This window comes from Bradyrhizobium sp. UFLA06-24 (genome assembly GCF_054967145.1).
This window is the reverse complement of record NZ_JADFUE010000016.1, coordinates 56,978-68,688: the sequence shown is the minus strand read 5'-3', so window position 1 is coordinate 68,688 and position 11,711 is coordinate 56,978. Positions and strand designations below refer to the sequence as shown.

Here is an 11,711-nt window from a genome sequence, read left to right as displayed (position 1 = left end):
GGAGCCGGCACGATGGAGCTGTTTACCAACCAGGTGCTGGCCGGCATTGCCACCGGCGCCATCTATGCCTGCATGGCGCTCGCCGTCGTCATGATCTACCAGGCAATCGATCATCTCAACTTCGCGCAAGGCGAGATGGCGATGTTCTCGACCTTCATCTCGTGGCAACTGATGCAATGGGGCGTGCCCTATTGGGCCGCCTTCGTGATCACGCTGGTGCTCTCGTTCATCGGCGGCATCGCGATCGAGCGCATCCTGTTCAAGCCGCTGGCGAAAGCGCCTGTTCTCACCAATGTCGCCGGCTTCATCGCGCTGTTTTCCATCATCAACTCGTCGGCCGGCCTGATCTGGGACTTCACCATCAAGCAATATCCGACGCCGTTCGGCTCCTCACCGTTTCTCGGCAGCCAGCTCGTGTCGACCCACCAGGCCGGCATGATCGGCGTCACCGTGCTGCTGCTGCTCGGCCTCTACTTCTTCTTCCAGTACACCAGGATCGGCCTTGCGATGCGCGCGGCCGCCTCGGTGCCTGAATCGGCTCGCCTCGTCGGCATCAACACCTCCTGGATGATCGCGCTGGGCTGGGGCATGGCCTCCGCGATCGGCGCCATCGCCGGCATGCTGATTGCCCCCGTGGTGTTCCTCGAGCCCAACATGATGGGCGGCGTCTTGATCTACGGCTTTGCCGCGGCCGTGCTCGGTGGCCTCACCAGCCCGTTCGGCGCCGTGGTCGGCGGCTTCCTGGTCGGCATCTTCGAGAATCTCGCCGGCACCTACATTCCCGGCGTCGGCAACGAGCTGAAACTCCCGATCGCGCTCGCGCTGATCATCTCCGTCCTGGTCGTCAAACCCGCTGGCCTGTTCGGCCGGCACATCGTCAAGCGAGTTTGATCATGAGCGCAGCCGAAGAAGTCGTCGCCGAAGGCAACGAGGCGGTCGAAGCCGTTCCGAAGCGAGCCATGACGATGGGCACGGGCACGTCGGTCGTGGTGCTGCTGCTTCTCATCGCCGTCCCCCTGTTCGCCAAGAACTTCGTGATCTTCCAGCTGACCCAGCTCCTGTATCTGGGCCTCGCCGTGCTGGCGCTCAACATTCTGACCGGCGGAAGTGGCCAGTTCTCGCTCGGCCAGAGCGCGTTCTACGGCATCGGGGCCTACGTCACCGCTGTGATGATGGAGCAGTTCAACATCCCCTACTTCCTCTGCCTGCCGGTCGCGGGCGTGCTCTGCTTCGGCGTCGGCTTCCTGTTCGGCCAGCCGGCGCTGCGGCTCTCCGGCGTCTACCTCGCGCTCGCGACCTTCGCGCTCGCGACCGCGATGCCGCAGCTGCTCAAGCTGAACTTCCTCGAGCCCTGGACCGGCGGCGTGCAGGGTCTCGTCGTCACCAAGCCCGACGCGCCGTTCGGCCTGAAGATGTCGCAGGACATGTGGCTGTATTATTTCACGCTTCTCGTCGTGCTTGCGATCTACATCTTCTCGGTGAATTTGCTGCGCTCCCGCTCGGGCCGCGCCTTCATGGCGATCCGCGACAACGAGATTGCGGCTTCCGCGATGGGCGTCAACGTCGCACTCTACAAGACGCTCGCCTTCGGTGTCTCCGCCGGCATCACCGGCGTCGCCGGCGGCCTCAGCGCCATCGCGGTGCAGTTCGTCGCTCCCGACAGCTTCACCATCACGCTCGCGATCCAGCTGTTCCTCGGCATGGTCGTCGGCGGTGTCGGCTGGCTGCCGGGCTCGATCGTCGGCGCAGCCTTCATCATCTTCGTGCCGAACATCGCGGAAGGCATCTCCAAGGGCCTCTCCGGCGCCGTGTTCGGCGTGATTCTGTTCCTCGTCATCTACCTCGTGCCGCATGGCGCAAGGCAGGTCGCGATCCTGGGCCAGCAATTCGCCGGACGGCTCAGACGAAACTAAGCCATCATCAAGACTGTTGTTTCAACCAAGGAGACCAAATTGCTTTTCGAAAGAACACTACGAGCCGCCGCACTGGTAACGGCGGTCGCGACACTCACCTCCGGCGCAGCACTCGCCCAAAAGAAATACGACACCGGCGCGTCCGATACCGAGATCAAGATCGGCAACATCATGCCGTACAGCGGTCCGGCGTCGGCCTACGGCATCATCGGCAAGACCGAGGAAGCCTACTTCAAGATGATCAACGACAAGGGCGGCATCAACGGCCGCAAGATCAGCTTCGTGACCTATGACGACAGCTACTCGCCGCCGAAGGCGGTCGAGCAGGTCCGCAAGCTGGTCGAGAGCGACGAGGTGCTGGCCGTGTTCAATCCGCTCGGCACGCCCTCGAACAGCGCGATCCAGAAATATCTCAACGCCAAGAAGATCCCGCAGCTGTTCGTCGCGACCGGTGCCACCAAGTGGAACGACCCGAAGAACTTCCCCTGGACCATCGGCTGGCAGCCCTCCTACCAGAGCGAGGCTCAGATCTACGCGAAGTGGCTGATGAAGGAGAAGCCCGACGCCAAGGTAGCGATCCTCTATCAGAACGACGATTTCGGCAAAGACTACCTCAAGGGCACCAAGGACGGTTTGGGCGCCAAGGCTTCGTCCATGATCATCATGGAGGAAAGCTACGAGGTCTCCGAGCCGTCGATCGACGGCCACATCGTCAAGATCAAGGCCGCCAATCCCGATGTGCTGCTGATCTATGCGACACCGAAATTCGCGGCCCAGACTATCAAGAAGACCGCCGAGCTCAACTGGAAGCCGCTCCAGATCCTCACCAACGTCTCGATCTCGGTCGGCAGCGTGATGAAGCCGGCCGGCTTCGAGGCCTCGCAAGGCGTGCTGTCGGCGGCTTATGCCAAGGATTCGACGGATCCGCAGTGGAACAACGATCCCGGCATGAAGAAGTGGAACGAGTTCATCGACAAGTACATGCCGGGCGCCGACAAGACCGACACCGGCACGGTGTACGGCTATGGTGCGGCCTCGACGCTGGCCAAGGTCCTGGAGATGTGCGGTGACGATCTCACCCGCGCCAATCTGATGAAGCAGGCGGCGAGCCTGAAGGACTTTGCACCGGACACCCTGCTGCCCGGCGTCAAGATCAACACCAGCGCCACCGACTTCGCGCCGATCTCGCAGCTCCAGATGCAGCGTTTCAAGGGCGAGAAATGGGAACTGTTCGGCGAGATCATCAGCGGCGACGTCCCCTCCGAGTGATGGGTTGACGCCATCATCCGAACTGACGAGCCCCCGGCGAGCGATTGCGGGGGGCTTTTTGTTGACGTCGTGCATCAATCTTGTTCAATGCTGCGCCGATCCAGGTGGGTAGGAGAGCAATGACGGTCGTTCGATTTCAGGTTGCGGCGGTTGCCGCCGCATTCGCGTTGTGCACTGCAATGAGCAATCCCGCATCGGCGCAGAAGGCCTACGACAGCGGCGCCTCCGACACCGAGATCAAGATCGGCAACATCATGCCCTACAGCGGTCCGGCCTCCGCCTATGCGGTCATCGGCAAGGCTGAAGAAGCCTATTTCAACAAGGTCAATGCCGAAGGCGGCATCAACGGCCGCAAGATCAAGTTCATCTCGTATGACGATGGCTATTCGCCGCCGAAGACGGTGGAGCAGGCGCGCAAGCTGGTCGAGAGCGACAATGTGCTCTTGATCTTCGGCTCGCTCGGCACCTCGACCAACGGCGCCATCCGCAAATACATGAACGAGAAGAAAGTGCCGCAATTGTTCGTGGCGAGCGGCGCCTCGAAGTGGAACGATCCCAAGACCTATCCCTGGACCATGGGCTGGCAGCCGAGCTACGCCAGCGAGGCGAAGATCTACGCCAAATACATCATGAAGGAGAAGCCGGGCGCGAAAATCGGCGTGCTCTACCAGAACGACGATTTCGGCAAGGACTATCTGAAAGGACTGAAGGACGGCCTCGGCGCCAAGGCCTCCATGATCGTGCAGGAAGAAGCCTACGACACCTCGGAGCCTGCGATCGACGAGCATGTGGTGAAGTTGAAAACAGCGGGCGTCGATGTCTTCGTCAGCATCACCACGCCGAAATTCGCGGCTCAGGCGATCAAGAAGGCGGCCGAGATCAACTGGCACCCCATGCACATCCTCTCCAATGTCTCGGCCTCGGTCGGCGGCGTGCTCGAGCCGGCAGGCTTCGAGATCTCGCAGGGCATCCTGTCGGCGACCTACATCAAGGACGGCTCCGACCCGCAATGGAACGCCGACGATGGCATGAAGAAGTTCTACGAGTTCGTCGCGAAGTACGATGCGAAGGCCAACAAACTCGATGCCGGCGTGGTGTTCGGCTATGGGGCCGCACAAACCATGGTGAAGGTGCTGCAAATGTGCGGCGACAATCTCACGCGCGACAATGTCATGAAGCAGGCAGCGTCGTTGAGGGATTTCGCGCCTGATACTCTGCTGCCCGGCATCAAAATCAACACCGCTCCCGACAATTTCGCCCCGATCGAGCAGCTCCAGATGATGCGTTTCAAGGGCAAGTCGTGGGAGCTGTTCGGCGACGTCATCTCGAGTGAGCTCGAGCACTGACGGCAACTCAGAATAGCTCGGAATTGGCGCAGCAACTCAAGACAGTCTCGCCTTCTCGCAGTTGCACAGGCGCCCCTGACTACTAAAGACGCAGCCCCTGCGACGACGTCGCGGGGGCTTTCTGTTGAAGCCGTCGGCCAAATCGTATTGAATTGGGCCGCGTCGCCAAGAACAATTGCGTCAAGAAAAGGAGCGCACACACACCAAGAAAATAGGGAGATTGGAATGCCCGCTGTCACCGGCAAGCTAGCGGCCGCATCACTCGCGTTCGCGCTCATCGCGGCCTCGACCTCCATCGCATCGGCCCAGAAGAAGTACGATACCGGCGCGACCGATACCGAGATCAAGGTCGGCAACATCATGCCCTACAGCGGACCGGCCTCCGCCTACGGCATCATCGGGCGGACCGAAGCCGCCTATTTCAAGAAGATCAACGACGAAGGCGGCATCAACGGCCGCAAGATCAACTTCATCTCCTATGACGACGGCTACTCGCCGCCGAAGACGGTGGAGCAGGCGCGCAAGCTGGTCGAGAGCGACGAGGTGCTGTTCATCTTCAACTCGCTCGGCACGCCGCCGAACTCGGCGATCCACAAATACATGAATTCGAAGAAGGTGCCGCAGCTGTTCGTCGCTACCGGCGCCACCAAGTGGAACGACCCGAAGGACTTCCCCTGGACCATGGGCTGGCAGCCCAACTACCAGAGCGAGACGCAGATCTACGCAAAGTGGCTGCTCAAGAACAAGCCTGACGCCAAGATCGCCGTGCTCTATCAGAACGACGATTACGGCAAGGACTATCTGAAGGGCCTCAAGGACGGCCTCGGCTCCAAGGCGTCCTCGATGATCGTCGCCGAGGAGAGCTATGAGACCTCCGAGCCGACGATCGACAACCACATCGTCAAGCTGAAGTCGACCGGCGCCGACGTCTTCATGAATATCACGACGCCGAAATTCGCGGCGCAGGCGATCAAGAAGAACGCCGAGATCGGCTGGAAGCCGCTGCACTTCCTCAACAACGTCTCGGCCTCCGTCGGCAGCGTGCTCAAGCCCGCTGGCTTCGAGAACTCCCAGGACATCATCTCCGCCGACTATCTCAAGGACGTCTCGGATCCCGAGTGGAACAATGATCCCGGCATGAAGGACTTCCTGGCCTTCATGAACAAGTACTTCCCTGACGGCGACAAGCTCGACCACGGCACCATCGTCGGCTACGGCGTGGCGCAGACGCTCGTCCAGGTGCTAAAGCAATGCGGCGACGATCTGACCCGCGCGAACGTCATGAAGCAGGCCGCCAGCCTGAAGGATTACCGGACCGAAGTGCTGCTGCCCGGCATCCAGATCAACACCTCCCCAACCGACTTTGCTCCGATCAGCCAGCTGCGGCTCGAGCGGTTCAAGGGAGAGAAATGGGAGCTGTTCGGCGACGTGATCAGCGCCGACGCCGGCGGCTAGCCGCCTCGCTTGCGACGACAACGTGCCCCCTGCGAGACGATTGCAGGGGGCTCTTGCTTGGCCGGTCGATTATGATCACGCGATTGCACAATCGAATGATGGTAAAGCGTGCTTACGCTTTTGCGCGCGATGGGGTAGGCAGGTGAAATGGCGGGCTCGCCGCCACCACTCCGAAGGCCATCGTCATGACCGACCGCCGTCCCCTGCTCCGCGCGCTCTACGACGCAGCCGTTGCCGCCGCGCATCCGAATACGATTCTGGCGCCGCATCTGCGGCCGGCTCCGAAGGGACGCGTGATCTGCCTCGCCGCCGGCAAGGGCGCCGCCGCGATGGCCGCGGCTGCGGAACGGCATTATCTCGACACGCTCGAGCTCGCACCGGAGCGCCTCGTCGGCATCGCGACCACGCGCCACGGCTACGGCGTGCCGACGCGCCGCATCCGCGTCGTCGAGGCCGGCCATCCCGTGCCTGACGAAGCCGGCCTGAAAGGTGCCGCCGACACGCTCGCGCTCGCAAGCGAGGCCGGCCCTGACGATCTCTTGCTGGTGCTGCTCACCGGCGGCGGCTCGGCGAACTGGATCGCACCTAGCGACGGCATCAGCTTCGCGCAGAAGCAGGCGGTCAACAAGGCGCTGCTGCGCTCGGGCGCGCCGATCGGCGAAATGAATGTCGTCAGAAAACATCTGTCGCGCATCAAGGGCGGCCGCCTGGCGCGGGCCGGCAAGAACGCCGCCGAGATCGTGACGCTCGCGATCTCCGACGTGCCGCATGACGATCCATCCGCTATCGCCTCGGGCCCGACCGTGCCCGATCCGACCACGCTGGCCGATGCGCGCGCGATCGTCGCGAAATACAAGCTCGCTGTCGACGATGCGGTGCGGCGTGCGCTCGAGGATCCCCGGAATGAAAGCTGCAAGCCTGATGACGCCGCGTTCGCGCGCGCGCATTTCGAACTGATCGCGCGGCCCAGACAATCGCTCGACGCCGCAGTGAAGCTCGCGAAGGAGGCCGGTTACGAGATCATCGATCTCGGCGCCGATCTTGAGGGCGAGGCCCGCGAGGTCGCCGCCGATCACGCCAGGCTGGCGCTTCAGGCCCGCGCCCAAGGCAGGCGCGTTGCGATCCTCTCCGGCGGTGAGCTCACCGTGACCGTGCGCGGCCAAGGGCGCGGCGGCCCCAACCAGGAATACGCGCTGGCGCTCGCCGCTTTGTTGAAGGACACGCCCGATATTGCAGCGCTTGCCGGCGATACCGACGGCGCCGATGGTGGCGCCGGCCACCCAACCGACCCCGCCGGCGCGCTGATCGACGCTGCGACGTTTGCCGGGATGAAGGCGCTGGCGCTCCAGCCGCAGGCCTATCTCGACAACAACGACGCGACGACGTTCTTCGAGGCGACCGGCGACCTGCTGCAGCCCGGCCCGACGCTCACCAATGTCAACGACATCAGGGTGATCCTGGTGGATTGAGCGGGCCAGGCGTTAGCCGTGCATCACATCGATCTCGCGAGCCATCGGGACGGCCGAAGGCCTGACCCGTGGCTCCTCGCAACGGACCGAAGGTGTGGATGCGCCTCACCGCTTGGCGCCAACATGCTCCAGCAGGGCGAGCAGGCCCTTCAACAAGTCCGTCGGCGACGGCGGGCAACCTTTGATGTGCAAATCCACCGGAACGATCTTGGATACGCCCCCGACGCAGGCGTAACTGCCTCTGAAAATCCCACCATCGATCGCGCATCCACCGACCGCAACGACCCATTTCGGATCGGGCGTCGCGTTGTAGGTGCGCTCCAGCGCCTGTCGCATGTTCTTCGTCACGGGGCCCGTGACCAGCAGCACGTCGGCATGGCGCGGCGAGGCGACGAAGCGCAGGCCGAAACGCTCGAGGTCGTAGAAAGCGTTGGACAGCGCGTGAATCTCCAGCTCGCAGCCGTTGCAGGACCCGGCATCGACCTCGCGAATGGCAAGCGAACGACCAAGCCTGGCCTGGGCGGCGCGGTCGACCTTCGTGGCAAGCTCCGCCAGCGCAGATTGGTCCGGCGCCGGCGCAGGCTCCGTCAGCGAACCGTGGGTGAGGCTTTCGAGCAGCGTGTTGCGCATGGCTCAGAGGTCCGCGCCGGAATAGGAACAATTGAACGACTTATTGCAGAGCGGGAAGTCGGCGATGATGTTGCCCTCGATCGCCGTCTCCAGCAGCGGCCACTGGAACCACGACGCGTCGCGCAGATGGCAGCGTTCGACGCGCAACTCGCCATCGAGCCGCAGCCACACCAGAACGTCGCCCCGGAACGCCTCGGCGAGCGCCATGCCCTCACAGGCACCGCGACCGACACCGGGAGGCAGCGCGGTCCCGAGCTCTCCCGGCTCGAGCCGGTCGAGGATCTGCTCGATCAGCTCGACGCTCTGCTCGACCTCGCGGATTCGGATCCAGACCCGCGCGTTCACGTCGCCGGCGTCCAGCACCGGCACCTCGAACGACAATTGATCGTAGGGCGCGTAAGCAAGCGTGCGCCGTGCATCGAAATTGCGGCCCGAGGCGCGGCCGACATAGCCGCCGGCGCCAAACAGGCGCGCGTAGTCCGCCTTCACGATGCCCGTGGTGACGGTGCGGTCCTGCAACGACGCCGTATTGTCATAGAGCTCGATCAGGCGCGGAAAGACTTTACGCAGCTCCGCAAGCAACGCGCGCAGCGCGGAAGCGCCGTCCGGCGTGATGTCACGCCTCACTCCGCCGGGCACGATGACGTCCATCATCAGGCGATGGCCGAACGCGACATCGGCCGCGCGCAAGCAGCGCTCACGCAGAATACCGGTCTGGGCATGCATCAGCGCGAACGAAGCGTCGTTGCAGATGGCCCCGATGTCGCCCAGATGATTGGCGAGCCGCTCCAGTTCCGCCATGAGGGCGCGTAGCCAGGTCGCGCGCTGCGGCGCCTGCACGTCCAGCGCGGCCTCGACAGCGCGCGCAAAGGCGAAAGCGTAGGCGACGGCGCTGTCGCCGGAGGTGCGGTTGGCGAGTTTTGCCGCCGCCTCGAGGCTCGCACCCTGCATCAGCGACTCGATGCCCTTATGGGTGTAGCCGAGCCATTGCTCCAGCCGCACGACATGCTCGCCATTGGCGGTGAAGCGGAAATGGCCGGGCTCGATGATCCCGGCGTGAACGGGGCCGACCGCCACCTGATGCAATGCCTCGCCCTCGGCGGGGAGGAACTGGTAGGGCAGCGCGTCGCGCGAGGCGTTGCGGCCTGACAGCGGATAGGGTTTGCCCCAGACATGGTGATCGAGCCAAGGGCGCAGATCCGGCCGCAGATCGTCAGCGGCAACTGGAACAAGCCCGAACAGGTCATGAATGGTCCGTTCCAGCCGAAGCGCCGGCGGATGGCGGCTGGCGACGCTTGGAAACGTGCCGGCCGTACACGCGTAGGTCACGACCGCGATCTCGGCCGGGCCGCCGTCGAGCAGCGCCAAATGCACCGCGGCCGGCTCGCCCCAGAAGCCAAGCAGCGTGAGGCTTCCCTCGACCAGCCGATCGACCGCGGCCTGCCAACCCGTCTCCGTCACGACCGCGCGCGGCCAGGGGCGGTGCGACGACACCGCATTGACATGGGGGATGCTGTCGAGGATGCCCATCGCCTACCCCAGGAGCTTCGCGACGTTCTGGAAACCGGTGACCAGCACCGGCGGCAGATAGACGCCCGCCATCAGCACCAATCCGAGATGCGTGAACATCGGCACGTAGGAGGCCTCCGCGGGCGCCGTCTTGCCCTTGGGCTCGCCGAACATCACCGGGCCGATCCGCAAGAAAAGCCCGCCGAGCGCGATGATGATGCCGAGCACCAGGATCACCGTCAGCCACGGCGCGCGGGCGAAGGTCGAACTCACCACGAGAAACTCGCTCATGAAGATGCCGAGCGGCGGCAGCCCGACGATGGCAATGACGCCGAGCATCAGGCTCCAGCCGAGCGCGGGGCTGGTCGCCGTGAGCCCGCCGATCTCGGCGATCTTCTGTGTGCCCTTGACCTGTGCGATATGGCCGACCGCGAAGAAGATGGCCGACTTGGTCAGCGAATGCATGGTCATGTGCAGCAGCCCGGCGAAGTTCGCGAGCGGCCCGCCCATGCCGAAGGCGAAGACGATGATGCCCATATGCTCGATCGAGGAATAGGCAAACATCCGCTTGATGTCGCGGCGCCTGTACAGCATCAGCGCGGCGAAGATCACCGAGATCAGGCCCATGGTCACCATCAGCGGACCTGGCGTGATCGCCGCGGAGTTGACCGCGAGCATCATCTTGAAGCGCAGGAGCGCATAGAGCGCGACATTGAGCAGCAGGCCGGAGAGCACCGCCGAGATCGGCGTCGGGCCCTCGGCATGCGCATCCGGCAGCCAGGCGTGCAGCGGCGCGAGGCCGACCTTGGTGCCGTAGCCGAGCAGGAGGAAGACGAAGGCGACGTTGAGCAACGCCGGGTCGAACTGCGCGGCGTGCTTCACCAGCACCGTCCACACCATGCCGTCCATTCCCTCGCCCACCACGGGGCGCGCCGCCATATAGACCAGGATCGTGCCGAACAGCGCGAGCGCGATACCGACGCTACCGAGGATGAAATATTTCCAGGCGGCTTCCAGCGCCTCATGGGTGCGGTAGATGCCGACCATCAGCACGGTCGTCAGCGTCGCCATCTCGACCGCGACCCACATCAGGCCGATGTTGTTGGCGATGAGCGCGAGGTTCATCGCGAACATCAGCATCTGGTACATCGCGTGGTAGAAGCGCAGGAAGGCCGGCGTCAGCCGTCCGGTCTCGATTTCGTGATGGATGTAGCTCGCGCTGAACACTGAAGTCGTGAAGCTGACGAACGTCGTCAGCACGATGAAGACCTTGTTGAGGTCGTCAAGCAGCAGATACTGGCCTGACGTCGGCTCGATCACGAACAGCGTCAGCGAGGTGAGGAAGGTCGCGAGCGCCGCAACGACGTTGAGCTTCGCCGTCAGCTTGTAGCCCGGCAGGAGCGCGAGCAGCGCGGCCGAGATGGCCGGGATCAAGAGGATTGCGCTGAGGGCGTCGATCATCGCCGCTCTCCGCGAAAACGATCGAGCGCCTGCACGTCCACGCTGTCAAAACGCTCGCGAATGCGAAACAGGAAGATGCCGATCACGATGAAGGCGATCAGCACCGAGAAGGCGACGCTGATCTCCACCACCAGCGGCATGCCCTTGGCCCCGGTTGCGGCCAGCACCAGCCCGTTCTCCAGCGACATGAAGCCGACGACCTGGCTCACCGCGTTTCGCCGCGTCACCATGATCAGGAGTCCGAGCAGCACCACTGACAGCGCAAAGGCAAGGTCCTCGCGGGCGAGCGCATCCGCGCCCGGCGTCACCCGCAGCATCACCACCATCGAGAGCGCGACGAGGCCGATGCCGGCCATCATGGTCAGCCCGACGCCGATCACGTTCTCGATCTCGCGGTGGATGCCGAGCTTCTTGATGATCCGGTGCAGCGCGACCGGGATGATGATGGCCTTGAAGACCAGCGCGATCAGCGCCGTGACATAGAGATGCGGCGCCTGCTGCACATAGGCCTGCCACGCCACCGACAATGCCAGCGCGCCGGCATGCAGCGCATAGACATTAAGCAGCGCATAGAGCCGGTCCTGGTAGAGCATCATGAAGCTCGCCAGCACGAGGGAGCCGGCGAGCAGATGGGCGATGTCGAATTGCAGGCTGCTCAT

The 11,711-nt window shown here is 63.7% G+C and carries 10 protein-coding genes; 6 read left to right on the top strand and 4 right to left on the bottom strand.

The window, feature by feature from the left end:
* The first annotated feature begins 12 nt into the window (after positions 1-12).
* From IF809_RS15600 to IF809_RS15575, 6 genes are all read left to right on the top strand, one after another.
* A complete protein-coding gene (locus tag IF809_RS15600; RefSeq protein ID WP_462837965.1) occupies positions 13-891 on the top strand; it encodes a branched-chain amino acid ABC transporter permease in 879 nt (292 codons plus the stop codon).
* A 2-nt stretch (positions 892-893) separates the two neighbouring features.
* A complete protein-coding gene (locus tag IF809_RS15595) occupies positions 894-1,913 on the top strand; it encodes a branched-chain amino acid ABC transporter permease (protein WP_453994998.1) in 1,020 nt (339 codons plus the stop codon).
* A gap of 39 nt (positions 1,914-1,952) precedes the next feature.
* Complete coding sequence (locus IF809_RS15590) at positions 1,953-3,182, top strand: ABC transporter substrate-binding protein (protein ID WP_453981884.1); 1,230 nt, start codon at positions 1,953-1,955, stop codon at positions 3,180-3,182.
* 119 nt (positions 3,183-3,301) lie between these two features.
* Positions 3,302-4,528, top strand: a complete 1,227-nt coding sequence (locus tag IF809_RS15585) for an ABC transporter substrate-binding protein (RefSeq protein WP_462837964.1) — start codon at positions 3,302-3,304, stop codon at positions 4,526-4,528.
* A 225-nt stretch (positions 4,529-4,753) separates the two neighbouring features.
* On the top strand, positions 4,754-5,983 hold the full coding sequence (locus tag IF809_RS15580) for an ABC transporter substrate-binding protein (RefSeq protein ID WP_462837963.1): 1,230 nt from the start codon (positions 4,754-4,756) through the stop codon (positions 5,981-5,983).
* Positions 5,984-6,168: 185 nt separating this feature from the next.
* Positions 6,169-7,452, top strand: coding sequence for a glycerate kinase type-2 family protein (locus IF809_RS15575; protein ID WP_462837962.1), 1,284 nt, complete (start codon positions 6,169-6,171; stop codon positions 7,450-7,452).
* Between the two features lie 105 nt (positions 7,453-7,557).
* Here IF809_RS15575 and IF809_RS15570 read toward each other — a convergent pair whose 3' ends face one another.
* Genes IF809_RS15570 through IF809_RS15555 form a run of 4 tightly spaced genes read right to left on the bottom strand, consistent with a single transcriptional unit; the run spans position 7,558 to position 11,711 of the window.
* Positions 7,558-8,082, bottom strand: coding sequence for an NADH-quinone oxidoreductase subunit B family protein (locus IF809_RS15570; RefSeq protein ID WP_462837961.1), 525 nt, complete (start codon positions 8,080-8,082; stop codon positions 7,558-7,560).
* A 3-nt stretch (positions 8,083-8,085) separates the two neighbouring features.
* Positions 8,086-9,612, bottom strand: coding sequence for a hydrogenase large subunit (locus tag IF809_RS15565; protein ID WP_462837960.1), 1,527 nt, complete (start codon positions 9,610-9,612; stop codon positions 8,086-8,088).
* Positions 9,613-9,615: 3 nt separating this feature from the next.
* A complete protein-coding gene (locus tag IF809_RS15560) occupies positions 9,616-11,052 on the bottom strand; it encodes a hydrogenase 4 subunit F (RefSeq protein ID WP_128964026.1) in 1,437 nt (478 codons plus the stop codon).
* Positions 11,049-11,711, bottom strand: a complete 663-nt coding sequence (locus tag IF809_RS15555; RefSeq protein WP_462837959.1) for a hydrogenase-4 component E — start codon at positions 11,709-11,711, stop codon at positions 11,049-11,051. The genes IF809_RS15560 and IF809_RS15555 overlap by 4 nt, the downstream gene beginning before the upstream one ends.